At 65.7% G+C, this 26,821-nt stretch carries 23 protein-coding genes, 1 tRNA gene and 1 pseudogene; 15 read left to right on the forward strand and 10 right to left on the reverse strand.

Annotated elements, in window-relative coordinates; genetic code table 11:
- Nucleotide 1 precedes the first annotated feature (1 nt).
- The 8 genes and pseudogenes from DQG15_RS01850 to DQG15_RS01880 all read left to right on the forward strand — a co-directional run bounded on the left by DQG15_RS01850 (nt 2) and on the right by DQG15_RS01880 (nt 6,555).
- Nucleotides 2-931: a methylenetetrahydrofolate reductase gene (locus tag DQG15_RS01850; protein WP_116082275.1), complete on the forward strand. Its 930-nt coding sequence runs from the start codon at nt 2-4 to the stop codon at nt 929-931.
- 3 nt (nt 932-934) lie between these two features.
- Entirely contained in the window at nt 935-1,603 is a 669-nt protein-coding gene (locus DQG15_RS01855; protein WP_116082277.1) for an HAD family phosphatase, read from the forward strand.
- Complete coding sequence (locus DQG15_RS01860; RefSeq protein ID WP_116082279.1) at nt 1,600-2,559, forward strand: methyltetrahydrofolate cobalamin methyltransferase; 960 nt, start codon at nt 1,600-1,602, stop codon at nt 2,557-2,559. Before DQG15_RS01855 ends, DQG15_RS01860 begins: the two co-directional genes overlap by 4 nt.
- A gap of 35 nt (nt 2,560-2,594) precedes the next feature.
- A complete protein-coding gene (locus DQG15_RS18490; protein WP_116082280.1) occupies nt 2,595-2,831 on the forward strand; it encodes an N-(5'-phosphoribosyl)anthranilate isomerase in 237 nt (78 codons plus the stop codon).
- A gap of 181 nt (nt 2,832-3,012) precedes the next feature.
- Entirely contained in the window at nt 3,013-5,052 is a 2,040-nt protein-coding gene (locus tag DQG15_RS01870) for an ASKHA domain-containing protein (protein WP_116082282.1), read from the forward strand.
- Between the two features lie 192 nt (nt 5,053-5,244).
- Nucleotides 5,245-5,772: pseudogene (locus DQG15_RS18495) on the forward strand (fasciclin domain-containing protein); the annotation flags it as partial.
- A gap of 123 nt (nt 5,773-5,895) precedes the next feature.
- Complete coding sequence (locus tag DQG15_RS18500) at nt 5,896-6,336, forward strand: fasciclin domain-containing protein (RefSeq protein WP_370454163.1); 441 nt, start codon at nt 5,896-5,898, stop codon at nt 6,334-6,336.
- Between the two features lie 145 nt (nt 6,337-6,481).
- Nucleotides 6,482-6,555: transfer RNA gene (locus DQG15_RS01880), tRNA-Gly, on the forward strand.
- Between the two features lie 48 nt (nt 6,556-6,603).
- Here DQG15_RS01880 and DQG15_RS01885 read toward each other — a convergent pair.
- From DQG15_RS01885 to DQG15_RS01900, 4 genes are all read right to left on the reverse strand, one after another.
- Nucleotides 6,604-7,392 carry a xanthine dehydrogenase family protein subunit M gene (locus tag DQG15_RS01885; RefSeq protein ID WP_116082286.1) on the reverse strand — a complete coding sequence of 263 codons (789 nt, stop codon included), beginning with the start codon at nt 7,390-7,392 and terminating at the stop codon, nt 6,604-6,606.
- Nucleotides 7,393-7,414: 22 nt separating this feature from the next.
- Complete coding sequence (locus tag DQG15_RS01890) at nt 7,415-9,832, reverse strand: xanthine dehydrogenase family protein molybdopterin-binding subunit (protein WP_116082288.1); 2,418 nt, start codon at nt 9,830-9,832, stop codon at nt 7,415-7,417.
- Nucleotides 9,833-9,942: 110 nt separating this feature from the next.
- A complete protein-coding gene (locus DQG15_RS01895) occupies nt 9,943-10,428 on the reverse strand; it encodes a (2Fe-2S)-binding protein (protein WP_116082290.1) in 486 nt (161 codons plus the stop codon).
- A gap of 96 nt (nt 10,429-10,524) precedes the next feature.
- Nucleotides 10,525-11,064 (reverse strand): CoxG family protein, encoded by a 540-nt coding sequence (locus tag DQG15_RS01900; RefSeq protein WP_116082291.1) that lies wholly within the window; start codon nt 11,062-11,064, stop codon nt 10,525-10,527.
- A 391-nt stretch (nt 11,065-11,455) separates the two neighbouring features.
- On the opposite strand from DQG15_RS01900, the gene DQG15_RS01905 reads away from it, so the two are divergent.
- Nucleotides 11,456-12,514: an ABC transporter substrate-binding protein gene (locus DQG15_RS01905; RefSeq protein ID WP_116082293.1), complete on the forward strand. Its 1,059-nt coding sequence runs from the start codon at nt 11,456-11,458 to the stop codon at nt 12,512-12,514.
- A gap of 124 nt (nt 12,515-12,638) precedes the next feature.
- Nucleotides 12,639-13,814, forward strand: coding sequence for a kynureninase (gene kynU / locus DQG15_RS01910; protein ID WP_116082295.1), 1,176 nt, complete (start codon nt 12,639-12,641; stop codon nt 13,812-13,814).
- Between the two features lie 4 nt (nt 13,815-13,818).
- Here kynU and DQG15_RS01915 read toward each other — a convergent pair whose 3' ends face one another.
- The 6 genes from DQG15_RS01915 to DQG15_RS01940 form a co-directional block, all read right to left on the reverse strand.
- Nucleotides 13,819-14,592 carry a gamma-glutamyl-gamma-aminobutyrate hydrolase family protein gene (locus DQG15_RS01915; protein ID WP_116082297.1) on the reverse strand — a complete coding sequence of 258 codons (774 nt, stop codon included), beginning with the start codon at nt 14,590-14,592 and terminating at the stop codon, nt 13,819-13,821.
- A 143-nt stretch (nt 14,593-14,735) separates the two neighbouring features.
- The gene (locus DQG15_RS01920; RefSeq protein ID WP_116082298.1) at nt 14,736-15,830 is read right to left on the reverse strand and encodes an ABC transporter ATP-binding protein; all 1,095 of its coding nucleotides are present in this window, start codon (nt 15,828-15,830) and stop codon (nt 14,736-14,738) included.
- Nucleotides 15,831-15,855: 25 nt separating this feature from the next.
- Nucleotides 15,856-17,538, reverse strand: a complete 1,683-nt coding sequence (locus DQG15_RS01925) for an alpha-amylase family glycosyl hydrolase (protein WP_116082300.1) — start codon at nt 17,536-17,538, stop codon at nt 15,856-15,858.
- Between the two features lie 16 nt (nt 17,539-17,554).
- The gene (locus DQG15_RS01930) at nt 17,555-18,706 is read right to left on the reverse strand and encodes a carbohydrate ABC transporter permease (protein WP_116082302.1); all 1,152 of its coding nucleotides are present in this window, start codon (nt 18,704-18,706) and stop codon (nt 17,555-17,557) included.
- A gap of 16 nt (nt 18,707-18,722) precedes the next feature.
- Nucleotides 18,723-19,727, reverse strand: a complete 1,005-nt coding sequence (locus DQG15_RS01935) for a carbohydrate ABC transporter permease (RefSeq protein WP_116082303.1) — start codon at nt 19,725-19,727, stop codon at nt 18,723-18,725.
- Between the two features lie 113 nt (nt 19,728-19,840).
- Entirely contained in the window at nt 19,841-21,196 is a 1,356-nt protein-coding gene (locus DQG15_RS01940; RefSeq protein ID WP_116082305.1) for an ABC transporter substrate-binding protein, read from the reverse strand.
- A gap of 364 nt (nt 21,197-21,560) precedes the next feature.
- Between DQG15_RS01940 and DQG15_RS01945 the strand changes: the two genes are divergently transcribed.
- The 5 genes from DQG15_RS01945 (at nt 21,561) to DQG15_RS01965 (ending at nt 26,818) form a co-directional block, all read left to right on the forward strand.
- Nucleotides 21,561-22,871, forward strand: a complete 1,311-nt coding sequence (locus tag DQG15_RS01945; RefSeq protein WP_116082307.1) for a GH1 family beta-glucosidase — start codon at nt 21,561-21,563, stop codon at nt 22,869-22,871.
- Complete coding sequence (locus DQG15_RS01950) at nt 22,868-23,833, forward strand: glucokinase (RefSeq protein WP_116082309.1); 966 nt, start codon at nt 22,868-22,870, stop codon at nt 23,831-23,833. Before DQG15_RS01945 ends, DQG15_RS01950 begins: the two co-directional genes overlap by 4 nt.
- An 88-nt stretch (nt 23,834-23,921) precedes the next feature.
- The gene (locus DQG15_RS01955; RefSeq protein ID WP_116082310.1) at nt 23,922-24,245 is read left to right on the forward strand and encodes an STAS domain-containing protein; all 324 of its coding nucleotides are present in this window, start codon (nt 23,922-23,924) and stop codon (nt 24,243-24,245) included.
- A 3-nt stretch (nt 24,246-24,248) separates the two neighbouring features.
- Nucleotides 24,249-24,629, forward strand: coding sequence for a response regulator (locus DQG15_RS01960; RefSeq protein WP_116082313.1), 381 nt, complete (start codon nt 24,249-24,251; stop codon nt 24,627-24,629).
- Nucleotides 24,626-26,818: a chemotaxis protein CheA gene (locus DQG15_RS01965; RefSeq protein WP_232830669.1), complete on the forward strand. Its 2,193-nt coding sequence runs from the start codon at nt 24,626-24,628 to the stop codon at nt 26,816-26,818. Before DQG15_RS01960 ends, DQG15_RS01965 begins: the two co-directional genes overlap by 4 nt.
- Nucleotides 26,819-26,821 lie beyond the last annotated feature (3 nt).

A 26,821-nucleotide genomic window follows, 5' to 3' on the forward strand; every position in this document is an offset into this window, starting at 1 on the left:
CATGTCCCTCCTGCCCTTCGCCAAGCCCCGCCGCTCCGCCCTGCGACCTGGCGAGGCGAGCACAGCTGACCTTCTGGACGGCTTCTCGATCGAAGTGATGCCGCGCACGGCAGCGAAGGTCGAGGATTTCACGGCGCTCCTTCCGGCCGGAACCCGGGTCTACATCGCGCATATCGACGGCACCGCGATCGAGGAGATGGTCGGAACAGCTCGCCGCCTCGTCTCCGAAGGGTTCGAGGTGATGCCGCACATCCCGGCCCGCGTCGTCGGGAGCCATGCCGAACTGGCGGACTGGCTCGCGCGCTATCAAGGCGAGGCGGGGATCGACAGTTTCTTGGTTCTCGGCGGCGGCGTCACGACACCGCGCGGTCCGTTCGGCTCGGTGATGGAGATGCTCGAGACCGGCCTCTTCGACGGCGCGCGCCGTCTTCACATCGCCGGTCACCCCGAGGGAAGCAAGGATATCGACGGCGACGGCGGCGACCGGATCGCCATGGAGGCGCTGCGGCAGAAGCAGGCCTTCGCCGCCGAACGCGGGATCGATATGGCCATCGCGACGCAGTTCGCCTTCGAGGCCGCCCCCATCGTCGCCTGGTCCCGCCGCCTGCGCGCCGGGGGCATCACCCTGCCCGTCCATCTCGGCATTGCCGGGCCCGCGAAACTCCAGACCATGATCAAGTTTGCCGTGGCCTGCGGCGTCGGTCCCTCGCTGCGGGTCTTGCAGCGCCGCGCGAAAGACGTCACGAAGCTGGTCATGCCCTTCGAGCCCACAACCCTCGTCGCCGATCTCGCCCGTGCCCGCGCGGCGGACCCCGATTTCGCGGTCGAACGCCTGCATCTCTTCCCCCTGGGCGGGATCGAGAAGACGACGTCCTGGGCCGCTGAGCATGGCCACCGGGTCGAACGCCGCAGCGCGACGGGCCGTGGCTGAAGCGTGACCTCAGCTCCGACGCCAGCCCTCCTCTTCGATCTCGACGGCACTCTTCTTGAGACCGATCCGCTTCACGCCGCAGTCTTCAAGGATCTCTTCGCCGAGCTCGGCAAAGAGATCGACGACGATTTCTACTACACGGATCTGCACGGCTGGCTGAACGCGGACATCTTCGGCAAGCACTTCCCGGATCGCGATCCCGCTGCACTCGCGGACGAGAAGGAGGCCCGCGTTCGCGCCCGGCTGGACGAAGTCAGTGCGATGCCGGGCCTTCATGAGCTGGTAGAGCGGGCGGAGGCCGAGGACTGGGCGATGGCCGTCGTCACGAACGCACCGCGGGCCAATGCCGAGGCGATGCTCGAGGCGATCGGCTTGACCGGCCGCCTCGGACCGCTCCTGATCGGCGACGAACAGGCGCGGGCCAAGCCACATCCCGATCCCTACCTTCGCGCCATGGAACTCACCGGCTCCACGACGGCGAGCGCGCTGGCCTTCGAGGATAGCGAGAGTGGCCTTAGGGCTGCCGCGTCCGCCGGGCTGACGGCTATCGGGGTGCGCTCGTCGCTCGATGAGGGCGCCCTGCGTGCCGCGGGCGCACAGGCCACCATCAAGGATTTCACCGACCCGGCGCTGGAGCCGTTTCTCCGCCGCCTTGAAGGAGCAAGAGCATGACGAGAACCACCGTCGAGAGCGAATCCAAGACGGTCACGATCGGCTTCGAGGAGCCGTTCTGCGTGATCGGTGAGCGGATCAACCCCACGGGGCGCAAGAAGCTCGCGGCCGAACTCGAGGCGGGTGATTTTTCCACCGTCGAGCGCGACGCCATCGAGCAGGCCGCGTGCGGCGCGATGGTTCTCGATGTGAACGCGGGGGTCGTCTACAACTCCAATCCCAACCCGAACGAGACCGAACCGCCCCTCATGCGCCGGATGATCGAACTGGTGCAGGGCCTCGTCGACACGCCGCTCTGCATCGACAGCTCGGTGCCCGGGGCGCTCGAAGCCGGCCTTGAGGTTGCCAAGGGCCGCCCGCTCGTGAACTCGGTGACAGGCGAGGAGGATCGCCTCGAACTCGTCCTGCCGCTGGTGAAGAAGTACAACGTGCCCGTCGTCGCGATCTCCAACGACGATACCGGGATCAGCGAAGATCCCGATGTGCGGTTCGCGGTCGCCAAGAAGATCGTCGAGCGCGCCTCGGATTTCGGCATTCCGGCCGCCGACATCGTGGTCGATCCGCTGCTGATGCCGGTCGGCGCCATGGCGACCGCGGGACGGCAGGTCTTCACACTGGTGAGACGTTTGAAGGAAGAGCTCGGCGTCAACACGACCTGCGGCGCCTCCAACGTCTCGTTCGGCTTGCCAAATCGGCACGGTATCAACGCGGCCTTCCTCCCAATGGCCATCGCTTCTGGCATGACCAGCGCGATCATGAACCCCGTCCGTCCCGGCGAGATGGAAGCGATCCGCGCGGCGAACTTCCTGATGAACCACGATGCGAACGGCGCCACCTGGATCGGCTTCTCCCGCGTGCTCGATGGCTTGAAGGAAGGCGCAAGCTTTGCCGAAGCGTCCAAGGCGGCGCAGGATGCCGGCGGCGGCCGCGGAGGCCGGAGACGCCGGCGGGGTTAACACAATGTTTGCCTGCGGGTCGCATAACAAGGCGCATGCAACATGCCGCCTTCCCCATCCGCCTCAATCCCGATCACTGGATCGACGCCATATTTTCTGCCCGGGCAGCGAGAACGGGCGGGATCGTCCGACGCGCCGTCCCGTGGGTGCACAGGGAAATCGGGCGCGACCGTTTCGTCGAGGAGGTTCGCAGGCGGGGATTTCATCTCGTGCGGTGCGGCAGTCAGTACGTGGTGATCTGCTCGAAGGACGGGCTGAAGATCATCTGCTAGAAACGAATTTTCAACGAAAATTCGGTACGAAATTTCGCAGAAATTTCGTTTTAATGAAGCGGCTTGCGGCTTACTTCAGACCCCGGCTGCAGCTCCCTTGGCCCGGGACCTCCTTAGGTTCCTGGTCGTTGCCGAATCCTCAGGCGCAACGGCCCGGGTCCGGTCCGGGGAAGGTAGTGTCATGACCGATGATCCCCTCGTCATCTTCACGCCGTCCGGACGTCGCGGCCGGGTCGCGCCCGGAACGACAGTCCTACAGGCGGCTCGGGCGCTCGGCGTCGATCTCGATTCCGTCTGCGGAGGGCGCGGGATATGTTCGAAGTGCCAGGTCGCTCCGGCCGTCGGGTCCTTCCCCAAGCATGGCGTGACCACCGGTCCCGAGGCGCTATCGGAGTGGAACGCGGTCGAGGCGCGCTATGAGGAGAAGCGCGGCCTGAAGCCGGGCCGACGCCTCGGCTGCCAGGCCCGGATCCTGGCGGATGCGCTGCTCGACGTGCCGCCCGAGAGCCAGGTTCACAAGCAGGTGGTCCGCAAGGATGCCGCACATCGCCTGATCGACATGGACCCGGCCGTCCGGCTCTATCTCGTCGAGGTCGACGAGGCGGACATGCACGAGCCCCGCGGCGACCTTCAACGGCTGCAGGAGGCGCTTCGAATGGCCTGGGGGGTCGAGAACGCCTCGATGCCCCTGCCCGTTCTCGCCCGTCTCCAGAGCGTTCTGCGCAAGGAAAGCGGGCAGATCACCTGCCTCGTTCATCAAGGCGCCTCGGGCGCGACGGCTACCATCCTCGACATCTGGCCGGGCTATGCCGAACCGCGGCTCCTCGGCCTCGCGGTCGATCTTGGGTCTACAACCATCGCAGGCCATCTCTGCGACCTCGTGACCGGAGAGGTCGTCGCGTCCGCCGGGGTGATGAACCCGCAGATCCGGTTCGGCGAGGACCTGATGAGCCGGGTCTCATACGCAATGATGAACGAGACCGGCGCCGCAGAGATGACCGCCTCGGTGCGGGACGCGCTGGAGACGCTCGCCGCCGAGATCGCGAGCGAGGCCGGCGCGCAGGCAAGCGAGATCGTCGAGACGGTCTTCGTCTGCAATCCCGTGATGCACCATCTCCTCCTTGGGATCGACCCGGTCGAGCTGGGCCAGGCGCCCTTTGCGCTTGCGACCTCGGACGCGACCCATCTCCCTGCAGGAGCGATGGTGGCGGGACTGCACCCGCAGGCGCAGGCCTATCTCCTGCCCTGCATCGCCGGCCATGTCGGCGCGGATGCCGCGGCGGTGGCCCTGTCCGAAGAGCCCGGCGCGCAGGAGCGCCTGACGCTCATCGTGGACGTGGGCACGAATGCGGAAATCCTCCTGGGGGACACCTCCCGCGTGCTCGCCTGCTCCTCGCCCACCGGACCGGCCTTCGAAGGGGCCCAGATCAGCTCCGGCCAGCGCGCCGCTCCGGGCGCCATCGAACGCATCCGGATCGATCCGGAAACCAAAGTGCCCCGCTTCCGGGTCATCGGCTCCGAGTTGTGGTCGGACGAGCCGGGCTTTGTCGAGGACGCCGGCGCCATCACCGGCATCTGCGGCTCCGGCATCATCGAGGCCGTGGCCGAAATGCGAATGGCCGGCATCGTGGACAGCGCCGGCCTCATCGGATCACCGGAGCAGACCGGCACGGAACGGTGCGTCCCCGAGGGCCGGACCCATTCCTACGTGATCCACGACGGCAGGGAGGATGGCGGTCCGCTGATCTCCGTCACGCAAGGGGACATCCGCGCCATCCAGCTCGCCAAGTCCGCTCTCTACGCCGGTGCGCGCCTCCTTATGGACGAGATGGGTGTCGACCGGGTGGAACGGGTCGTCCTGGCCGGGGCATTCGGCGCGCATATCTCGCCGAAGCATGCCATGGTCATCGGAATGATCCCCGATGTCGCTTTGGAGGACGTGACCAGCGCCGGCAATGCCGCCGGAACCGGCGCCCGCATTGCCCTCCTGAACAAAGCCGCGCGCAGACAGGTCGAGGAGCAGGTCCGGCAGATCACCAAGGTCGAAACCGCCATCGAGCCGCGCTTCCAAGAGCATTTTGTTGCCGCGAACGCGATGCCTCATGCCGTCGATCCCTTTACTCTCCTCCGCGCCGAAGTGCCCCTGCCGGACGTCAGCTTCAACACGCGTGGATCGGACCAAGAGGGCGGCGGAGGGCGACGGCGACGACGCCGGACGTAAGGCCGGTCATCATTTCACTGAACTTGATCAACGCCTTACCGCGCATCACGCTGCCGTGATGCGGATCGCCGCAACTTGGAGAGCCCGGTCTCCGTGACTTCCAGCAGATCGGCCCCGAACAACGGGGCCTTGTCACACTGGGAGGAACGAACAATGACCGGTTTTCGTAAGACCACCGCTATCGTCGCACTGATGGGCGCCACCGCCCTCGTCACCCCGGCGATCGCGCAGGACACCATGTCCAACCCGACCGTCGGCGGCGCCGAGATGATGGCGGACATGAACATCGTCGAGAACGCGATGAACTCGCCGATCCACACCACCCTCGTCGCCGCGGTTCAGGCCGCCGGTCTCGCCGAGACGCTTCAGGGCGAGGGTCCGTTCACCGTCTTCGCCCCCACGGACGACGCCTTCGCTGCGCTTCCCGAGGGAACGGTTGACGCCCTTCTGCTCCCCGAGAATCTCGAGACGCTGCAACAGGTTCTGACATGCCATGTCGTCGCGGCCAACGCGATGTCCGACGCAATCGGCGGCATGATCGCCGACGATGGCGGTGCGCACCCGGTCGAGACGCTTGGAGGCTGCACGCTGACCGCCGAGATGGATGGCGATGAGATTACGCTGACCGACGAGCGCGGCCAGGTCGCGACCGTCACCACCGCCGATGTCCGCCAGTCGAACGGCGTCATCCACGTGATCGATACGGTCCTCCTTCCCGCCGAGGAAGACTTCCAGCTTGCCAGCGACACGGCATCCGGGGAGATGGACCGTGGCAGCGACATGTCCGGCGAGACCATGGCCTCCGACAATCCCACCGTCGGCGGTGCGCCCATGATGGCGGACATGAACATCATCGAGAACGCAGTGAACTCGCCGATCCACACCACCCTCGTGGCGGCCGTTCAGCAGGCGAACCTTGTCGAAACACTTCAGGGCGAGGGTCCGTTCACCGTCTTCGCGCCGACCGACGAGGCCTTTGCGGCCCTGCCGGATGGCACCGTCGAGACGCTGATGATGGACGAGAACCGCGAGCAGCTTGCCGGCATCCTTACCGCGCATGTCGTTCCGGGCAACCTCACCACGCAGGCGCTGCGCGACGAGTTCGGCTCTGACGGCTTTGCGCACCTGACCACCGTGTCGGGCGATGCTCTGTCGGTCGGCGAGCGGGACGGCCAGCTCTACGCATTCGACGAGAGCGGCAACAACTACCTCATCAGCACCGGGGACGTGATGCAGTCCAACGGTGTGATCCATGTGGTGGACGGGGTTCTCCTTCCGAAGTGAACCCACGTCGGAAATCGACGCCGGCCTTCGGGCCGGCATCGATACCGGGTCGCGATGTCCTCGCATCGCGGCCCGGTTCTTTTTTGGAAGGCCATGATCCCGGCTTGACCGAACCGGGTGCGCTAGCTAAATCTCGCGTCGCTCAGCGGGTGTAGCTCAATGGTAGAGCAGAAGCTTCCCAAGCTTACGACGAGGGTTCGATTCCCTTCACCCGCTCCAGCTCTCCTGCATCGGTCACCACGGCGGTAGAAAAGCCCCCTGCCTCGATCACGTCAGGTGCAGGACGGCACGTTTGGTCATCACGCCGATCAGATGCGCGCGGTACTCGCCCGATCCGTGGATGTCCGAAATCATGCCGTTCGCAGGATGCGCCAGCCCCTCCAGCGCGTCCGCCGAGAACGTGGCCGTCAGCGCTTCCTCAGCCTCGCTCCACCGGAAGACACCTTCTTCCGATGCGCCGGTGACGGCGACGCGCACGCCCCCATTCATCTTTGCGACGAAACACGCGACCATCGGGAAGCGGCTCGCGGGCTGGGCGAACTTCTCGTAGCGGGAGGCCTCGGGAATGGGAAAGCGCACGGCCGTGATGATTTCGCCTTCATCGAGCGCCGTCGTGAACATGCCCTGGAAATACTCGTCCGCGGGTATCTCCCTGCGGTTCGTGATCACCGTCGCTCCTGTCGCGAGGACAGCGGCGGGATAGCAGGCGGCGGGGTCATTGTTGGCGAGGCTTCCACCGATGGTGCCGCGATTGCGCACCGCCGGGTCTCCGATACGACCAGCAAGCGACGCGAGGCCCGGAAAGGCGCTCTCGGCCTCCTCGGAGACCTGGCGATGCGTGGTGCCGCCTCCGATCGTGAGCGTATCACCCTCCGCCTTCACATAGGAAAAGTCCGGAATGTCCTTCAAACTTATAAGCTTGGAGGGCATAGCGAGACGCTGCTTCATCGTCGGCAGGAGGGTCTGTCCACCGGCGAGAAGCTGGGCGTCCTCCTCGGCGAGCGCGGCCACGGCCTCGTCCAGCGAGGAGGGCTTCATGAACTCGAAGTCATACATCGTTGTTATCTCCCGAAATTCCTCAAGCGCCGACTGACCGTTCTTCCATCGTCTCGCCGTCCTTGTCTGGCCCGGCTCCGCCATGGATCGCCGACCAGACGCGGTTCGGCGTCATCGGCATGTCGATATGCGGGATCTCATGACCGGCGCGGTGAAGCGCATCGATCACCGCGTTGACCACCGCCGGCGGCGAGCCGATCGCCCCGGCCTCTCCGCACCCCTTCACACCGAGGGGATTGTGCGTACAGGGCGTCCGGCACGAGGAATCCACCTTGAACATGGGGAAATCGTAAGCCCGGGGCATGGCATAATCCATGTAGGACGCCGACAGAAGCTGCCCGTCATCATCGTAGGCGCAGGCTTCCAGAAGCGCCTGCCCGATGCCTTGCGCCAACCCGCCCTGCACTTGACCTTCGACGATCATCGGATTGATAACGTTTCCGAAATCGTCAGCGGCCGCAAAGCCCTGAACCTCAACCTTGCCGGTTTCGGGATCGACCTCGACCTCGCAGACATAGGCGCCCGACGGGAAGGTGAAGTTGGCCGGATCGTAAAACGCGGTCTCCTCCAGCCCCGGTTCGATCTCGTCCAGCGGATAATTATGGGGAACGTAGGCCGCCAGGGTCACGTCGCCCCAGTTCAGCGACTTGTCGGTCCCGGCCACCGTGAACGCGCCGTCCTTGAGCTCGATATCATCGGCGGACGCTTCCAGCATGTGGGCGGCGATCTTCCTGGCCTTGGCGATGATCTTTTCCGTCGCCTTGACCATGGCGGAGCCGCCGACGGCGATGGAGCGCGAGCCGTAGGTGCCCATGCCCATGGGCGTGTTCGCGGTATCTCCGTGGCTGATCTCGACCTGGCTTGCATCGATCCCGATCATGTCCGCCACGACCTGGGCGAAGGTGGTGGCATGGCCCTGTCCGTGGGAATGGCTGCCGGTCATCACTGTGATGCCGCCGGTGGCGTTCACCCGGACCGTTGCGCTTTCAAAAAGGCCGGCGCGCGCGCCGAGCTGGCCGACGAGGTTGGACGGCGCGATGCCGCAAGCCTCGATGTAATGTGCAAGACCGATGCCGCGAAGCTTGCCCCGCGCGCGGCTCTTCTCGAGGCGGGCGTCGAAACCCGCCCAGTCCGAGATCTCCAGCACCTTGTCCAGGGTCGCGTGATAGTCGCCCGTATCGTATTCGACGGCGACGGGCGTGGCATAGGGAAACTCGGTGATGAAGTTTTTGCGCCGAAGCTCGACAGGATCGATCCCGAGCTCGCGAGCGGCCTTGTCCACCACGCGCTCAAGCTGGAACGTGGCCTCGGGGCGACCCGCGCCGCGATAGGCGTCTACCGGGACGGTGTTCGTAAAGACCGCCTTCACGTTCACGTAGACGAGCGGCGTCCGGTAGTTCCCCGCCATGAGCGTGCCGTGGAGCCAGGTCGGCACGGCCGGCGCGAAGGTCGACAGGTACGCGCCCATGTTGGCGTGGGTCTCGGTGCGCAAAGCGGTGAAATTGTGGTCCGCATCGAGTGCGAGTTCGATCTTGGTGACGTGGTCCCGCCCATGCGCGTCCGACATGAACGCCTCGGACCGGCTCGACGTCCATTTCACGGGCCGCCTCAGCACCTTGGCGGCGTAAGTGCAGAAGGCTTCCTCTGCATAATGATAGATCTTGGAGCCGAAGCCACCGCCCACGTCCGGCGCGACGACGCGGAGTTTATGCTCCGGGATGTTGAGAACAAAGGCCCCCATCAGGAGGCGGATGACGTGCGGGTTCTGCGATGTGGTGTAGAGCGTATGGCTGTCGGCGGCCATGTCGTAGGCGCCGATGGCCACCCGAGGCTCCATCGGGTTGGCGATCAGGCGATTGTTGACAAGCTCGAGCGTCGTGACGTGGGCCGCCTCGCGGATCGCCGTGTCGACCGCCTCGCGGTTCTCCTCGACGAACCCCCAGTCGAAGCACAGATTGCTGTCGAGGGAGTCGTGGACCTGCGGTGCGCCGTCCTTCAGCGCCTCCCGCATGTTCATCACGGCCGGCAGCTCCTCGATGTCGATCTCGAGCGCTTCGGCGGCATCGCGGGCCTGCTCCCGGCTCTTCGCGACGATGGCCGCGATGGGATCGCCCACATGCCGCACCACACCCTCGGCAAGGATCGGATGCTTCGGCTCCTGCATGACGCTGCCATCCCGACTGGTGATCTGCCAGCCGCAGGGAATGCCGCCCGCCGCCTCGAAATCCTTCGAGGTGAAGACCTTTAGAACTCCGGGCATGCCTTCGGCGGTGCTCGGGTCGATGGACCTGATCCGTCCATGTGCGACGTCCGATCTGACGAAATGCACGTAGGCTTGTCCGGGCAGGTTGATGTCGTCGGTGTAACGGCCGGTCCCGGTCAGGAACCGAACGTCCTCGCGCCGCTTTGTGCTGGCGCCGATGCCTCCGTCCTTGGGCATTGAACTCCTCCCTGAAACTCCGGCGGCCTGCACCACATCCGGGGCGGACGCCGTGATACATCGAGGCCGGGCGCTCTCCTCAAAACGCCCCGCCTATCAGTCCTCGCGGCTCACTCCGCCGCGACCGGCTCCACCTGCTGCCCGGACGCCGCCATGATCGCCTTGACGATATTGTGGTAGCCGGTGCAGCGGCAGATATTGCCTTCCAGATACTCCCGGATCTCCTCCTCCGAGGGCTTCGGATTTTCGGCCAGGAGCGCCTTTGCGGACATCACCATGCCGGGCGTGCAGAAACCGCATTGAAGGCCGTGGTAATCCTGGAAGGCCTGCTGGATCACGCCGAGGGAGCCATCCGCATTGGTCATGCCCTCGATCGTGGTGACTTCCGCGCCATCCGCCTCCAGCGCAAGCATGGTGCAGGACTTCACCGCCTGCCCGTCCACATGCACGACACAGGCGCCGCATTGCGACGTGTCGCACCCCACATGCGTTCCCGTCATGCTCAGCGTCTCTCGCAGGAACTGGACGAGCAGGGTCCGGCCCTCGACCTCGCCACTGCGGCTCCTGCCGTTCACGTTCATTGTCACTTTGGTCATCGGATGGCGTCCCTCCCGGTTGCTCTCCGACCGCCCGCGTCGGGGACGGCCCGTCACTTTGCTTGCTCGTCACGTCCTGCCGCGCCGCCCCTCCAGTCAGCGCGTCCGTTCGTCCTGGGCGGCCGCCGTTTCACCCGGCGGCGCCTCGTTGCCGGCATCGGCGCGCGGGGTGGCCTCCGCCGCCTCCTCCGTCCCGGTGACCACCTCTTCGAAACGGGTGAAGAACTGATCCGCCATCTTCTTTGCAAATCCGTCGATGATGCGGCTGCCGAGCTGAGCGAGTTTGCCGCCGACGCGGGCCTCGACATCGTAGTGAAGCTGTGTTGCGGCGCCGCCGTTCAGCGGCTCCAGCCGGACCTTTGCGCCGCCCTTGGCAAAACCGGCAGCGCCGCCCTTGCCCTCTCCAGTGATCGTCAGGCTTTCCGGGGGCACGCGGTCCTCCAGCGTGACGCGGCCGCCGAACGTGGCCTTCACGGGGCCGACCTTCTGAACGACCTTGGCGTCGAAGCCGTCCTCGGGCGAGCCTTCCATCTCCTGGCACCCGGGCACGCAGGCCTTGAGCACGTCCTTGTCCAGAAGCGCGTCCCACACGTCCTGCGGGGGTGCCTCTATCCTGCGGCTGTCCTTGAGTTCCATGCGACGCCTCCCTGCCCTCATCCTGCACCATTGGCGCACGATTGCGAGAAGAATCATGCCCGCAACCGGGATCGAGCCGGGAAGAAGAGGCGACGGTGAGGGTCCCCGCCCGGAACTGATGGGCGGGGATTGCACGAAGGCGACCCGTTGGGGGAGGCCACCTCCGCCCCTCACTCGTGACGCATCGCGACCCGGGAGGTCCCCAGGCCGGACAGCAGAATGCACGGAGAGGCCTAAGGAAAAGTTTCACCGCGGTTTCGAAATAAGATGCGCCGCCTCGCCTCGCCCGTGCGGACCGGGTTGCGCATCGCGGAGGTTTAATCACTTGCGAGCGGCTCGTCGGCTGCTACCGTCCGACACGATGAAACACATGACCCGGAGGAGACATTCCATGTCCAACCCGACCCGCACGGCCCGTCTGCTTGCCGGCGCCGCCCTTGCCGCCCTCGCCGCCGGTCCGGCCCTTGCGCAGGATTCCGATCTGCTCGTCTTCGACTATTCCGGCTTCGAAGACCCCGGTTTCCATCCCGATTACATCGAGGCCAACGGCGCCAGCCCGACCTTCGCCTTCTTCGGTGACGAGGACGAAGCCTTCCAGAAGCTGCAGAGCGGCTTCCGCGCGGATGTCTCTCACGTCTGCGCCGGATCGGTGACGAAATGGCAGGAGAGCGGCCTCCTTGAGCCGTGGGACACCTCGAAAATCGACGCCTGGGAGGACCTGAATCCCGAGCTGACCGGCCAGGACGTGACCACCGGCGCCGAGGACGTTTACTTCGTACCGACCGATTTCGGCTCCACCGCGATCATCTACAACGAGGAGGACGTGCCCGCCGAGGATGTCGCCTCCCTCGACGTGTTCCTTAACCCCGCCTATGCCGGCCGCATGACGCTGCCCGACAATGTCGACGACGCCTATGCGCTTGCCTACCTCGCAACCGGCGTGACCGATTGGGGCGACGTGGACGATGCGGAGTTCGAGGCCGCGACCGACTGGCTGCGCCAGGTCCACCCGAACCTGCGCACCTACTGGCAGGATCCGGCGGAACTTGCGCAGCTGGTCTCCACCGGCGAAGTGCAGATCGCCTGGGCCTGGAACGAGACCTACCCGACGCTCACCGAGATGGACTTCCCCGCCGGCTTCCAGCGGACGGCCGAAGAGGGCTCTTCCCTCTGGCTCTGCGGCTACGTGAACCTCGCCAGCGGCGAGGGCGTCGAAGACAAGGCCTACGACTTCATCAACGCGATGCTGGCGCCCACCTCGACCGACGCCCTTCTGACCGAAGGTTACGGTCAGGCGAACCAGGCGGCGATGTCCGAGAAGTCCCAGGAGGAGCTCGCCGCGTCCGGCCTCGAGGAGATCGACGCGCCGGTCCTCGCGCAGCTCCCGATGAGCCAGGAGCTGCGCCAGAAGCAGAACGAGGCCTTCGAACGGATCAAGGCCGGCTTCTGATCCCTGCCGCTTGATACTCCTGTCGCGCCCCGGACGTCCCTGGGCGCGACTTTTCATGTCATGCCCGGTGGTCCTTGCGGCGGCGCAGGACTTCTCAAACCAGGCTAACGGAGGCCCTGCGCTCATGATGAAAGAGCGATTCATCCTGCCGGACGGACTCGTCTATCTCGACGGCAATTCGCTCGGCCCCCTGCCCCGCGCCGCGTCGGAGCGCGTCGGGCGGACGGTGGAGCTCGAATGGGGGCGACTGGCGATTGCCGGCTGGAACCGGGCCGGCTGGATCGGTCAACCGATGGCGCTCGGGGATCGGATCGGGCGCCTGATCGGTGCGGAGCCCGGCTCCGTCTCCGTCGGCGACACGCTTTCGGTGAAGGTATTCCAGCTCGTTGCAGCGGCTCTCTCGATGCGACCGGAGCGCAAGGTGGTCCTGTCCGACAGCGGGAACTTTCCGTCCGATCTCTACATGGCGGACGGTCTCGCCGAAGCGCTCGGGGACGTCGAGCTCGTCATCGTCGAGCCCGAGGAGATCGCCGGGCGGATCGGGCCCGATGTGGCGGTGCTGATGCTGACCGAAGTCGATTACCGGACGGGCCGCAAACACGACATGGCCGCCCTGACCCGCGCCGCGCACGAAGCCGGCGCGCTGACGGTCTGGGATCTGGCGCATTCGGCCGGGGCCCTTCCGGTCGAGCTTGCCGGGGCCGGTGCCGATTTCGCATGTGGCTGCACCTACAAGTACCTCAACGGGGGGCCGGGCGCGCCGGGATTTGCCTATGTCGCCCCGCGCCATGCCGACGTGGCGCGAACGATCCTGCAAGGGTGGCTCGGCCATGCGGAGCCGTTCGCCTTCGAACCGGGATACCGGCCGGCGGCCGGAGCGGAGCGGATGCGTGTTGGAACGCCGCCGATCCTTCAGATGGCGGCGCTGGAGGCGGCGCTCGATATCTGGGACGAGGTTGAAATGAGCGAGGTGCGCGCGCGCTCGATCGCGCTGTCGGAGCGCTTCATCGCGGCCGTCGGGAGCGCATGCCCGGATCTCGAGCTTGTCTCTCCGCGCGATCCGGAGGCGCGGGGCAGCCAGGTGTCGTTCCGGTTCGAGCACGGCTACGCGGCGATGCAGGCCCTGATCGCGCGTGGCGTCGTAGGCGACTTCAGGGCGCCGGACATCATGCGCTTCGGCATCACGCCGCTCTACCTCTCCGAAGAGGATATCGACGTCGCCGCAGGCGTCATTGCCGAGGTGATGAACGAACGGCTCTGGGACGACCCCGCCTATGCCACCCGGTCACTCGTGACCTGATCCGTCAGGCGGACAGCCGAACGGGCTGACGTCCACCCTCGGCCCAGGCCCGGACGGCATCGCCGAAGGCGGTGAAGAGGGGGCGGGACACGGGATCCTCGGCGGCCCGATACTCGGGGTGCCACTGCACGGAGAGTGTGAACCCCGGAGCGCCGTCCACGTAGATCGCTTCGGGGGTTCCGTCCGGCGCGTGACCGTCGACGACGATGCGCCCACCGGCAGACTTGATGCCCTGGCCGTGGAGGGTGTTGGTCATCACCTCACGCGCGCCGAAGAGCCGGTGGAAGGGGCCGCTCTCGCCGAACGTCACCTTGTGACGCAGCTCGAACTTCTCCTCGATGGTGCCATCGGGTGGCATGCGATGGTTCATCCGCCCCGGAAGATCGCGGATCTCGGGATGAAGCGTGCCGCCGAATGCCACGTTGACCTCCTGGAAGCCGCGGCAAATGCCCAGATAGGGCTGCCCGCGGCGGGTCAGCTCGCGAATGAGCGGAAGGGTGATCGCATCACGCGACCGGTCAAAATCGCCATGCGCCTCGGTCGCCGCCTCGCCGTACTCCTCCGGATGCACGTTCGGACGGCCGCCGGTGAAGAGAAAGCCGTCGAAGCTCTCCAGAAGCTCCTCCACCGTCACGAAGCGCGGATCGGCCGCAATGAGAAGAGGCAGGGCGTTCGTCACCTCCGCCACGGCCTCGGTGTTCATCACGCCGCCGGCGTGAACCTTGTAGGTCCCGTCCAAAATGGCGGGGTTGCAGATGATGCCGACGCGTGGACGCATGTGGCTGATCGTCTCCTTGGGGGTTCGAGCCAGAGACTATGCGCTCCCGGTCGTCCCGCAAAGGGGGAGAAGGCGCACATCTCTCCGCTTGTCCGCGCACGAAGCCCTCTGCCTGCGATGAAGGCGCAAGCGGGGCCGCACGCTCAGCGATAGAGCAGCGAGCGGCCGTTGGCGAAGATGTGGACGGCATCGGGAGCGCCGGTGAGCCGCAGGTGCTGGCCGCGATTGTCGGGATGGATGCCCGGCAGCTTGGCGATGATCTGGTCGGCCCCCTCCTCGTGCTCTCTGAAGTAGAGAAGCGTGACCTCGCCAAGGCTCTCCCGGATTTCGACCTCGCCGGCGAAGGCGTAATCCTCGCCCTCGGTGATCTGCATGTCCTCGGGGCGGATGCCGACATTCACCTCGCGGCCGAGATCGTCCTCGGTGGAGGGGTAATCCGACAGGATCTCGCCGCCTCCGTGCTTCAGCCTGACCCGCGTCTGCGCGCCGGTGCCGGTGATTTCCCCCGGCATCAGGTTCATCGCGGGCGAGCCGATGAAGCGCGCGACGAACTCGTTCTCAGGTTTGCGGTAGAGCTCGAGAGGCGCGCCGACCTGGCTGATCCCGCCACCGGCGAGCACGACGATGCGGGAGGCCAGCGTCATCGCTTCCACCTGATCGTGGGTGACGTAGACCATGGTGGAATTCGGCATCGCTTCCTTGAGCTGCGCGATCTCGATCCGGGTGGCGACGCGCAGGGCGGCATCGAGGTTCGAGAGCGGCTCGTCGAAAAGATAGACCTTCGGGTCCCGCACGATGGAACGGCCGATGGCGACGCGCTGGCGCTGGCCGCCCGAAAGCGCCTTCGGCAGCCGGTCGAGATAGGGTTCGAGCTGAAGGATGCGCGCGGCCTTGGCCACAGCCGCCTCGATCTCGTCCTTCGACTTCTTGGCGATCTTGAGGGCGAAGGACATGTTGTCCCGCACGGTCATGTGCGGATAGAGCGCGTAGGACTGGAAGACCATGGCGATCCCGCGCTGCGCCGGGGGCACGTCGTTCACCACGCGCCCGTCGATCTCCAGCGTGCCGCCGGAGATCTTCTCCAGGCCCGCGATCATGCGCAGAAGCGTGGACTTGCCGCAGCCGGACGGGCCGACGAAGACCACGAGCTCCCCCTGCTCGATCTCGAGGTTGATGTCGCTGAGGACGCGGACCTCTCCGTAGGATTTCTCCACGTCCTTCAATTTCAGGTTCGCCATGTCGTCCCTCCCCTCGATGACGGGATCAGCCGTCCGATTCTTCTTCCGTGGCAAAGAGCGCCTGCCAGGCCGGCAACGTGTAACGGTCGTCCGAAACCTGCTCGGCCTCGAACGGAGCGGCCGGATCGCGCAGCCAGCGCCCTTCGGGCAGGCTGATCTCCCGCGGGCGGCCCGTCAGGTTGAAGGCGCAGAAGACCCTGCCGCCCGCCTCTCCCCTGAGGAACGAGACGTAGCCCTCGTCGAACTCGGCGAGCTCCAGGTCTCCCTTGACGAGCGCCGGATGGGTGCCGCGGAAGCGGATCATCTCGCGATAGAAGGCCAGCGTGGAGGATGGGTCCCGCCCCTGCTCGCTCACCGCGCGGTCGAGATGTTCGACGGCGACGGGCAGCCACGGCTTGGCATCCGAGAAGCCGGCGTTGCGGCCTTCGGCGTTCCACGGCATCGGCGTGCGGCAGCCGTCCCGGCCCTTGAACTTCGGCCAAAAGCGCTTGCCGTAGGGATCCTGAAGGTCCTCGTACGCGACATAGGCCTCGCCCAGCCCCAGCTCCTCGCCCTGGTAGAGACAGACCGAGCCCTTGATCGACATAAGAAGCGCCGCGTAGAGCCGCCGGGCCGGCTCGCCCAGGCCCCAGCGACTGGGATGGCGGACGACGTCGTGATTGGAATAGGCCCAGCAGGCCCAGCCATCCTTCACGAAGCGGGCGAATTTCTGCAGCACGTGGGCGACCTCGCGGCCCCCGGGATAGGTGCTCGAGAGGAAATCGAAATCATAGCACATGTGCAGCAGATCGTTGCCGGCGGTGTATTCCGCCTGGACGATGGTGCCGCGCTGGCTCTCGCCGACCTCACCGACGGAGGCCGCGGCCGGATACTCGTCCATCACCGCACGCAGACGGCGCAGGAAGGCGAGGTTCTCGGGCTGGGTCTTGTCGTAGAGATGGTCCTGGAAGTTGTAAGGGTTCACCGACGGCGCGGTATTGTCGTTCCGCTCCTCTTCGGGCAGCGGCGGATTGTCCCGAAGCTGCTCGTCGTGGAAGTAGAAATTGACGGTGTCGAGCCTGAAGCCGTCCACGCCCCGGTCGAGCCAGAAGCGGGCAATGTCCAGCATCTCGTCCTGCACCGCGGGATTGTGGAAGTTGAGGTCCGGCTGCTCGGCGAGGAAGTTGTGCAGGTAATACTGCATCCGCTCGCTGTCCCACTGCCAGGCGGGACCGCCGAAGATCGACAGCCAGTTGTTTGGGACGGTGCCGTCCGGCTTGGGATCCGCCCAGACATACCAGTCCGCCTTCGCATTCGTGCGGTTCGAGCGGCTCTCCTTGAACCACGGATGCTCCGAGGAGGAATGCGACATCACCAGATCGATCAGCACACGCAGGCCGAGCTCGTGAGCCCGCGCGATCAGCGCATCGAAGTCGCCGAGCGTTCCGAAGAGCGGATCGACATCCCGGTAATCGCTCACATCGTAGCCGAAATCGAGCATCGGGGAGCGGAAGAACGGAGAGATCCAGATCGCGTCGACGCCGAGATCCGACACGTGGGTCAGCCGGTGAATGATGCCGGAGAGGTCCCCCACCCCATCATTGTTGCTGTCCTGGAAGGAGCGCGGATAGATCTGGTAAATGACTGCCCCGCGCCACCAGTCCCTGTCCGCCTTCGGCGGCTCGGAGGAATGGCCGGCGGCGGCGGCAGCGCTGGCTGAAAAGCTCATTCGGAAGCCTCGTCTGTCACTTCACGGACCCTGCAAGCAGGCCCCGGACGAGATACCGCTGCATCGCGAAGAACACCACCAGCGGAACCGAGATCGAGACGAAAGCCGCCGTCGCGAGGATTTCCCAGTTGCCGCCCCGCGTGCCGAGAAGTTCCACGATCTGGCGGGTCATCACCGTGGTCTGCCCCGAGGCGTCGATCAGGAAGACGAGCGCGACGAGAAGGTCGTTCCACGTCCAGAGGAACTGGAAGATCGCGAAGGAGGCGAGCGCCGGGAAGGACAGCGGCAGCACGATGCGGGTGAAGATCTGGAAATCCGTCGCCCCGTCGACCTTGGCATTCTCGATGATGTCCTTGGGCAGACCCACCATGTAGTTGCGAAGGAGGTAAACGGCGAGCGGCATCCCGAAGGCGGTATGCGCAAGCCACACCCCCATGTAGCCCTTGCCGATGCCGATAGAGAGGTGCAGCCGCAGAAGCGGGATCAGGGCAAGCTGCAGCGGCACGACGAGGAGCGCGACGACCGCGGCCACAAGGAGCGCGCGCCCCGGGAAATCCATCCATGCAAGCGCGTAGGCGGCGAAGGCGGCGATCAGGATCGGGATGATCGTCGCCGGGATGGTGACGGTGAGCGTGTTGAAGAAGGCTTTCGCCATGCCTTCCCGGCTGTCATCCGAGAAAAGGATCCGCTCGTAATTGTCGAGCGTGAATTCGGGCGGCACCGTCGCCGAGACGAAGACCCTCTCGCCCCGCCCTTCGAACGCTTCGGCAGACGTGAGACGATAGGTTCCGTCCTCCTCCAGCGTCATGGTCTCGCCACCCCGCATCTCGGCGGTCTTGCCGGGCGCATAGGCGGACACGTCCCGGGCGGATGTGCCCCAGGCGGAGATATCCAGATCACCAGCCCCGTTCTGTTCGAGAAGATTGCCCTCGATGACGTAGAGATCGCCATCCTGCGTCATCTCGTCCGGACCGGCGGTCCGAAGCTGGAGGCTTTCCTCCTGCGGAAAGGGGGCGGCCCACCAGCCGGATCCGGCGATCTGGTCCGCCGTACGGAAGGAGGACACCAGCAGGCCCAGCGTCGGCAGGAGCCACAGGAGCACCAGAAGCGCCACCGAGATATGCACGGCCCATGTCAGGCTCGATTTGTGTCCGGCGATATTGTCCATGACGTCCGCTCCCCCTTCAGCGCATTTCCTTGCGCGCGTTGTAGACGTTCCAGACCAGGATCGGCGTGACGAGCAGCATGATCACCATGGCCCCGGCCGATCCCACGCCCCAGTCGTTCGCGCGGAAGAGCTTGTCGTACATGTAGTTGGCCAGAACCTGCGTCTCGAACTGGCCATTGGTCATCGCGTAGACGATGTCGAAGATCTTGAGGACGATCACCGTGATCGTCGTCCAGACGACGAGGATCGTGCCCATGATCTGCGGCACCTTGATCTGGAAGAAGACGCGCAGAGGCCCTGCCCCGTCGACGATCGCGGCCTCGACGGTCTCCTCCGGGATGCCCCTGAGCGCTGCGGAGAGGATCACCATGGCAAAGCCCGTCTGGATCCAGACGAGCACGGCCATGAGAAAGAAGTTATTCCAGAACGGAATGGTCAGCCAGGTCTGCGGCGCATCGCCGCCGAGGCCGAGGTAGATCGCGTTGAGGATACCGATCTGGTCCTGCCCGAGCGGACGGGCGTCGTAGACCAGCTTCCAGATCACCGCGGCGCCGACGAAGGAGATCGCCATCGGCATGAAGATCAGCGACTTGGCGACGGCGCCCCAGCCGATCCGGTCGGTGAGCTGGGCGGCGAGAAGCCCGAAGGCCGTTGAGGCCGCCGGCACGACGACCAGCCAGAGCATGTTGTTCAGGAGCGCCTCGCGGAACTTCGGCTCGTTCCACATCTGGACGTAGTTGTCGAAGCCGACGAACTCGTACCCCGATCCGACCCGCTGGGTCAGCGACAGGCGCAGCGTCTCCACCACGGGGTAGGCGAGGTAGACGCCGAGGACGAGCAGCGCGGGGAACAGGAAGAGCCACGGACGGACCATGTTCGCCCGGTTGATGTTCTGCCCGGCCTTCTCGCCCTTCGCGGGGAAGATCACCCGGTCGAGGATCTGGTTCGACGACCAGAAGTACCCGACGCAGACCGCAACGGCCAGAACGACGATGATGACACCTTGCAGGGCTGGATTCATCTGGTCCTCACGAGATCAGGCGGCGGTGACGATGGGCCCGGACGGAATGTGCCGCCCGGACCGGTCGCGAGGTGAATGCGGCGGCCGGAGCGTTCTCCGGCCGGGCCGCGACGTTACTGGAGGTTTTCCCAGCTGTCCTGGATGTCGGAGGCCACATCCGCCGCGGAGGCCGTGCCGGAGGAGTAATCCACCATCCCCGTCCAGAAGCTGCCCGCGCCGACGCCGCCGGGCATCAGGTCGGATCCGTCGAAGCGGAACGTGGTCGCGTTGGTCAGGATCTCGCCCTGCCCGCGCAGCGCATCGGAGGAATAGAGCTCCGGGTTGGCCTCGGTGTACGGGGTCAGGAAGCCGTCCTGAGCCATCATGATCTCGTGGGCGATGGGCGTCTGCAGGAACTGCATGAAGGCGTCCGTACCCTCGTTCGCATCGGTGATGGCGAAGAGCGTGCCGGCGCCGAGCACCGGGCGCCCGAGATCGCGTTCCTCGTAGGCCGGGAAGTAGAAGAAGTCCGCATCCTGGCCGACGACCGTCCCCTCGGGGAAGTAGGCCGGAATGAACGACGCCTGCCGGTGCATCATGCACTGTGCCGGCACGTCGAACAGGCCCTTGGGGCTGTCCCGGAAGTCGGTGGCGGCGGTGGCGGTCGCGTCACCGGCGACGTAGTCGTCGTTACCGGTGAAGAAGCCGTATTCCTCGATCGCCTCGATGACCTGCGGATCGTCGAACGGGATCTCGTTGGTGGTCCACTGGTCGTAGACCTCGGGCGCGTGGAGGCGCAGCATCAGGTCCTCGACCCAGTCAGTCGCCGGCCAGCCGGTCGCGCCGCCGGAGCCGAGCCCGACGCAGAACGGCGTCTCGCCGTCCTCGACCATCTGGTCCATCAGCGCCTTGAGCTCTTCCATCGTTTCGGGGACCTCGTACCCGAAATCCTCGAAGTTCTCGGGCACGTACCAGACGAGGCTCTTGACGTTCACGTTGAAGAAGAAGCCGTAGAGGTCATCTTCGCCCTCGGCATTGGCGTATGTCCCGAGATCCACCCAGGACTGGCCCGCAGCGTAGTTGTCGAGCACCCACTGCTCGGTGCCCTCGGGCAGCGGCGACAGGAAACCACGCTCGGCCATACTCTCGGCAAGACCCGGTTGCGGGAAGACGGTGATGTTGGGGGCGGAGCCGGCTTCGGCGTCGATGACGATCTGCTGCTCCAGCGAGTCGGAGCCCGAGTAGGTCGCATTCGCGCCGGTGGCTTCGTTGAAGTAGGCGAGAAGGTTCTCGAAGGCCTCGGCTTCTCCGGCGAGCCAGGGGCCGAACACGGTGATCGCGGTTCCGTCCGCCTCGTGGCTGTCGGCGAATGCCTGATAGCTGTCCCAGTTGAAATCGCCTTCGCCGATCGGGAAAACCAGATCCTGTGCGTTGGCGGCTCCGGCGGCGAGGGCGATGGTGGCCACGCCGGCCATAAGATGGAATTTCATGAATGTCCTCCCAGACTTGACCCCTGTCCCTGCGGGACCGGCGTCGTTCTTCCATTCGGCCCCGAATTGCGGCATCGCGGAAACATCAATTCCGTCCGGGGCCTTGCCACCCCCATCGTATGCCCACGCAATTCCCTGTCAACGCGGCATCGAGAGAAATAACTTTATGTCGCCGCGTCGCTGTTCGAATTCGGCCGCGGACGGTGGCACTGTCCGCGCGGGCCTTGAGGCTTTGGCGAAATCGGGGCCTGGGCGAAACCCGCTGTCATCCGCTCGGTCGGCGCTGGTCCGAGGGCAGTCTCCGCCTTTCCAATGCGACGGCGTCGCCTATTGTGAGCGCTGACATGAGATCAGGAGCAATGCCATGTTCGACCGGTCGCAATTCCCCGAAGGGTTCCTGTGGGGCGCTGCCACGTCCGCGTATCAGATCGAGGGCGGTGCGCAGGGCGGCGCGGGCCGGACCCACTGGGACGATTTCGCGGCGACCCCCGGCAATGTCGAAGGCGCCGAGAACGGCGATGTCGCCTGCGACCATATCGGACGGATGGACGAGGACCTGGACCTGCTGAAGGATCTCGGACTCGACATCTACCGGTTCTCTACCTCCTGGGCGCGGGTCCTGCCCGAGGGCACCGGCACGCCGAACCAGAAGGGCCTCGATTTCTATGACCGTCTCGTCGACGGTCTTCTGGAGCGCGGCCTGAAGCCCGCCTGGACGCTCTACCACTGGGAATTGCCCAGCGTGCTGGCCGACAAGGGCGGCTGGCGCAATCGCGATATTGGCGACTGGTTTGCCGAATATGCAGACCTGATGGCCGCCCGCATCGGGGACCGCGTGTGGTCCGCCGCTCCGATCAACGAGCCCTGGTGCGTCGCCTGGCTCAGCCATTTCGAGGGCGTCCATGCTCCCGGCCTCAGGGACATCCGAGCGGCCGCCCGGGCCATGCATCACGTCCTCTACGCCCATGGCCGCGCCGTCGAGGTCCTGCGCGGCGCGAACGTCTCCAATGTCGGCGCGGTCTGCAACTTCGAGTATTCCAACCCCGCCAGCGACAGCGAGGACGACCGCCGCGCCGCCCGCACCTATGACGCGATCTACAATCGCTTCTTCACCGGCGGCCTGTTCCACGGCGCCTATCCGGAGGAGGTTCTCGAGGGGCTGGAGCCGCACCTGCCCCATGGCTGGCAGGACGACATGCCCCTCATCGGCCAGAAGCTCGACTGGCTCGGCGTGAACTACTACACGCGCAAGAACATCGCGGCGGCGCCCGGCCCCTGGCCCGCACTCGCGCCAGTGGACGGGAGCCTGCCGAAGACGCAGGTCGGTTGGGAGATCTATCCCGAGGGCCTGCGCCACTTCCTGAACCAGGTGGCCCGGGACGCGCCCGGCCTGCCCATCTACGTCACCGAGAACGGGCTCGCCGCCGAGGCGCCGCATCAGGACGACCAGCGCATTTCCTACCTCACCGATCATATCGAGCAGGCCCGCAGGGCGATGGCGGAGGACGGCGTTCCGCTCGCCGGCTACATCACCTGGTCGCTTCTCGACAATTACGAATGGTCGCTCGGCTACGGTCCCCGCTTCGGTCTCGTCCATGTCGATTACGACACGCTGGAACGCAGCCCCAAGGCATCCTATCACGCGCTCAAATCAGCGCTGAAGAGGTCCGCATGAGCCGCCAGTCCCTTGTCGCCGACATCGGTGGAACGAACACCCGCGTCGCGCTCGCCCGCGACGGTGTGCTGGTGGACGCCTCCACCCGCGCGTTCCGCAATTCCGAGTTCGGCGCCCTCGAGCCGGTCCTCCGCCAGTTCATCGAGGAGGCCGGCTGCGGCGCGCCGGATGCCGCCTGCATCGCCATGGCAGGACCCGTCTTCGAAGGCCGCGGGAAGATGACCAATCTCGACTGGGTTCTGGACGTGGACGTGCTCGCCCGCGCGACCGGGGCCGGAACCGTCGCGCTCCTGAACGATCTTCAGGCCCAGGGCCACGCTCTGGGCCATCTGAGCGCCGATCGGTTGCACCCCATCATCGGCGCGCATGAGACATCCGGCGAGGCGGCGCAGCTCGTCGTCGGCGTCGGCACCGGCTTCAATGCAGCTCCTGTCTGGAACACCGAGACAGGCCGCTACGTCCCCCCATCCGAATGCGGCCACGCCTCCCTGCCGGCGAGGCGGGACGATGACCGCCGCCTCGCGGCCTTCGTCGAACACAACCACGGCTTCGCCTCCATCGAGGACGTCCTCTCGGGCCGCGGTCTCGAACGGATCCATTCCTGGCTCTGCAGCGAGCGTCAGACGGGGGACGGCGCGTCCGCGGCAGAGGTCATGCAGGCCGCGGAGACAGGCGGCGATCCCTGCGCGCAGGATGCCGTCGCGACCTTCGTCAGGCTTCTCGGCAACGTCACCGGTGATCTTGCGCTGACCCATCTGCCGTTCGGTGGCATCTACCTCATCGGCGGCGTCGCCCGCGCCATGGTCCCTCACATGCATACCAACGGTTTCGTCGAAGCGTTCCGGGACAAGGGGCGGTTCTCGACCTTCATGGAGCGTTTCGACGTCACCGTCGTCGAAGACGACTACGCCGCCCTCATCGGTTCGATCGTTCACCTTGAACACCGAATGGCGCAGTCCTGACCCACAAAGCCGTCTGTCGGTAAGCGGATGTTAAGAGACCGGGCGCTAAACCCCCTCGCGTGACAGTCAACGCGAGGGAGGTCTACCAGTGGCCCCAGCCACCAGCACAGAGCGGCGCCAAGGCGATGGTGCCCCGCGGATCATCCTGCCGGCGCGACTCGACTTGCCGGCCGCCGCACCGCTGGCCGCCGAACTGCAATCCCATGCGGACGGCCCGATCGTCATCGATGCGACGAATGTCGCGCATCTCGGAACGCCCGGATTGCAGGTCCTGCTCTCCGCGGTCCGGACGTGGTGGGAGTCGGGCCGGGACTTCTCCATCGAAGGACTGGAGGAGGATGCAATCACACGGCAGCTCGCAATTTTCGGGCTGACGGCGTCCGATTTCCAGCCCCGCGCGGCGGAGGGCTGAGCGATGGCGTTGCAAGTACTCGCGGTCGACGACAGCCGCACGATCCGTGACATGCTCCAACTGACCCTTTCGGGCGCGGGGTTCGACGCGCATTTCGGCGAGGACGGCGTCCACGGTCTGGAGGTGCTCGAGCAGACCTCCCCCGATGTCATCATCACCGATCTGAACATGCCGCGGATGGACGGGTTCGGCTTCATCGAAGCCGTCCGCGAACAGCCCAGGCACCGGACGACGCCGATCCTCTTTCTCACGACAGAGAGCGCACCGGAACTCAAGGCCCGTGCCCGCAGCGCCGGGGCCACTGGATGGATCGTCAAGCCGTTCGATCCGGACAAGCTCATCCGCGCCCTGCACATGGTCGCCGGAAACGGAGATGCCAGATGAGAGCTCCTGATCCCATGGCCGAAATCCGCGCCTCGTTCTTTGTCGAGTGCGAGGAACTCCTTGAGAGTCTGCAAGATGGCCTGACCGCCATGGAGGGCGGTGCATCCGATTCCGAAACGATCAACGTCTGCTTCCGCGCCGTTCACTCCATCAAGGGTGGCGCAGGGGCATTCGGCCTCGACGATCTCGTCCGGTTCGCCCACCGCTACGAAACCGTCATGGACGAGATGCGCGCCGGCCGCCTCAGCGCCGACGCCGAAGCGATGCGCCTCTTCTTCCGCGCGGCCGACGTCCTGTTCGACCTCGTCCGCGCCGCCCGCGACGGCACCTCCCTCGATGAAGCGGATATCGAAGCGACGTTGAGCGAGCTCGAGGGGCTGACCGGCGGAAGCCCCAAACCAGAGGGCGAGGCGGAGGCCGTCGAGTTCACGCCGATGACCCTGTCCCTCGACCTGCCCGGCCTCGACATTTCGCCGGACGAGGCAGCTGCCGCTCCCGGCTGGGACATCTCGTTCAAGCCCGAGCGCGAACTCTTCGTGACAGGAAACGAACCGCGGCATCTCCTCGCCGCCCTCTCGGAGGTCGGGCCGCTGGAAACGCGCTGTGACACCTCTGCGGTTCCCCCCCTGTGGGACCTCGACCCCGAGGAGAATTACCTGTCCTGGTCGATGAGGCTGGCGGCGGATGTCGATCGCGAGCGTGTAGCCGAAATCTTTGATTTCGTCGACGGGGTCTGCCGGCTCGACATTTCCCGCTGCAGCTCGGATGTGGCCGGGGCCACGGCGTGCGCAGATCGATTGTCCCCAGATCCGACGTCCGCACGGCCGGATCCTGAGCCCGAGCCGGCAACCGTCCCGATCGCAGAGCCGTCTGCCCCCACCCCTGTCGCGGCAGCTGGACAGACGTCGCCCGCGCCGGCTTCTCCTCCGGAAGAGCCCGCAAAACCAAAGCAGACCGTCCGTGTCGATCTCGACCGCATCGATCGCATGGTGAATCTCGTGGGCGAACTGGTCATCAATCAAGCGATGCTCACTCAATCGGTCGCGGAGATGGGGATCCCAGCCAATTCACCTGTTTCCCACGGGCTCGAGGAGTTCATGCAACTGACCCGGGACATTCAGGACAGCGTGATGATGATCCGCGCCCAGCCTGTCAAATCCCTGTTCCAGCGCATGGCCCGGATCGTCCGCGAAGCCTCCGCAAGCGTCGACAAGCGCGTCCGCCTCGTCACCGACGGCGAAGCCACCGAAGTCGACAAGACTGTCATCGAAAGGCTGTCTGATCCCCTAACCCACATGGTGCGCAATGCCGTCGATCATGGTCTTGAAAGCCGCGACAAACGCGTTGCCGCGGGCAAACCGGACGAAGGCGTCGTCAGGCTCAGTGCCGCGCACCGGTCGGGGCGCGTCATCATCGAAGTGTCCGACGATGGCGCCGGCATCAACAGGCCCAAAGTCAAACAGATTGCCGAAGAGAAGGGCCTTATCGCGTCGGGTCTGCAGCTCAGTGACAGTGAGATCGACAACCTCCTGTTCCTTCCGGGCTTCTCCACTGCCTCCAAAGTGTCCGATCTATCCGGGCGCGGCGTCGGCATGGACGTCGTTCGCAGCTCCATCCAGTCCCTCGGCGGTCGGATCGCGATCTCGTCCGAGCCCGGTCGTGGCACGACACTCCAGATCAGCCTTCCGCTGACCCTTGCCGTTCTCGACGGCATGGTCGTCCGCGTCGCCGGCGAGACCATCGTCGTGCCCCTCGGATCGATCGTCGAAACGCTCACATTGGCCGGCAGCGAGATCCGGCACCTCGGCCCGAGGACGAGCGTGATCCATATTCGCGACAGCTTCGTCCCCCTTCTCGATCTGGGGGCCGAGCTCGGTTACCGGACACCGCTCGGCCAGTACGATTCGAGCGTCGTTCTCCTTATTGCCAAAGAGGATGGAAGCCGCTCCGCCCTCATCGTCGACGAGATCCAAGAACAGCGACAGGTCGTGATCAAGGGCCTCCAGGAAAGCTACGGACACGTCCCCGGCATTGCCGCAGCAACCATCCTCGGGGACGGACAGGTCGCGCTAATCCTCGATCCGGTCGATCTCATGGCCCGGGCCTCGGGCGCAACCAGGGCCGCCGCCGACCTGACCATAATCCCCGGTCGGGAACCGTCGGCCGAAGAATCCCTCCACGCAGGATAGAGT

It is taken from the genome of Tropicimonas sp. IMCC34011, from assembly GCF_003390865.1.
GTDB lineage: Bacteria > Pseudomonadota > Alphaproteobacteria > Rhodobacterales > Rhodobacteraceae > Tropicimonas_B.

Excerpts from the sequence above, each read along its gene's own strand:
- DQG15_RS01935 (WP_116082303.1), bottom strand. The coding sequence starts at position 19,727 with ATGAATCCAGCCCTGCAAGGTGTCATCATCGTCGTTCTGGCCGTTGCG.
- DQG15_RS01850 (WP_116082275.1), top strand. The coding sequence starts at position 2 with ATGTCCCTCCTGCCCTTCGCCAAGCCCCGCCGCTCCGCCCTGCGACCT.
- DQG15_RS01950 (WP_116082309.1), top strand. The coding sequence starts at position 22,868 with ATGAGCCGCCAGTCCCTTGTCGCCGACATCGGTGGAACGAACACCCGC.
- DQG15_RS01965 (WP_232830669.1), top strand. The coding sequence starts at position 24,626 with ATGAGAGCTCCTGATCCCATGGCCGAAATCCGCGCCTCGTTCTTTGTC.
- DQG15_RS01905 (WP_116082293.1), top strand. The coding sequence starts at position 11,456 with ATGTCCAACCCGACCCGCACGGCCCGTCTGCTTGCCGGCGCCGCCCTT.
- DQG15_RS01960 (WP_116082313.1), top strand. The coding sequence starts at position 24,249 with ATGGCGTTGCAAGTACTCGCGGTCGACGACAGCCGCACGATCCGTGAC.
- DQG15_RS01895 (WP_116082290.1), bottom strand. The coding sequence starts at position 10,428 with ATGACCAAAGTGACAATGAACGTGAACGGCAGGAGCCGCAGTGGCGAG.
- DQG15_RS01915 (WP_116082297.1), bottom strand. The coding sequence starts at position 14,592 with ATGCGTCCACGCGTCGGCATCATCTGCAACCCCGCCATTTTGGACGGG.
- DQG15_RS01890 (WP_116082288.1), bottom strand. The coding sequence starts at position 9,832 with ATGCCCAAGGACGGAGGCATCGGCGCCAGCACAAAGCGGCGCGAGGAC.
- DQG15_RS01885 (WP_116082286.1), bottom strand. The coding sequence starts at position 7,392 with ATGTATGACTTCGAGTTCATGAAGCCCTCCTCGCTGGACGAGGCCGTG.
- DQG15_RS01925 (WP_116082300.1), bottom strand. The coding sequence starts at position 17,538 with ATGAGCTTTTCAGCCAGCGCTGCCGCCGCCGCCGGCCATTCCTCCGAG.
- DQG15_RS01860 (WP_116082279.1), top strand. The coding sequence starts at position 1,600 with ATGACGAGAACCACCGTCGAGAGCGAATCCAAGACGGTCACGATCGGC.
- DQG15_RS01920 (WP_116082298.1), bottom strand. The coding sequence starts at position 15,830 with ATGGCGAACCTGAAATTGAAGGACGTGGAGAAATCCTACGGAGAGGTC.
- kynU (WP_116082295.1), top strand. The coding sequence starts at position 12,639 with ATGATGAAAGAGCGATTCATCCTGCCGGACGGACTCGTCTATCTCGAC.
- DQG15_RS01940 (WP_116082305.1), bottom strand. The coding sequence starts at position 21,196 with ATGAAATTCCATCTTATGGCCGGCGTGGCCACCATCGCCCTCGCCGCC.
- DQG15_RS18490 (WP_116082280.1), top strand. The coding sequence starts at position 2,595 with ATGCAACATGCCGCCTTCCCCATCCGCCTCAATCCCGATCACTGGATC.
- DQG15_RS01900 (WP_116082291.1), bottom strand. The coding sequence starts at position 11,064 with ATGGAACTCAAGGACAGCCGCAGGATAGAGGCACCCCCGCAGGACGTG.
- DQG15_RS01930 (WP_116082302.1), bottom strand. The coding sequence starts at position 18,706 with ATGGACAATATCGCCGGACACAAATCGAGCCTGACATGGGCCGTGCAT.
- DQG15_RS01870 (WP_116082282.1), top strand. The coding sequence starts at position 3,013 with ATGACCGATGATCCCCTCGTCATCTTCACGCCGTCCGGACGTCGCGGC.
- DQG15_RS01945 (WP_116082307.1), top strand. The coding sequence starts at position 21,561 with ATGTTCGACCGGTCGCAATTCCCCGAAGGGTTCCTGTGGGGCGCTGCC.
- DQG15_RS18500 (WP_370454163.1), top strand. The coding sequence starts at position 5,896 with ATGAACATCATCGAGAACGCAGTGAACTCGCCGATCCACACCACCCTC.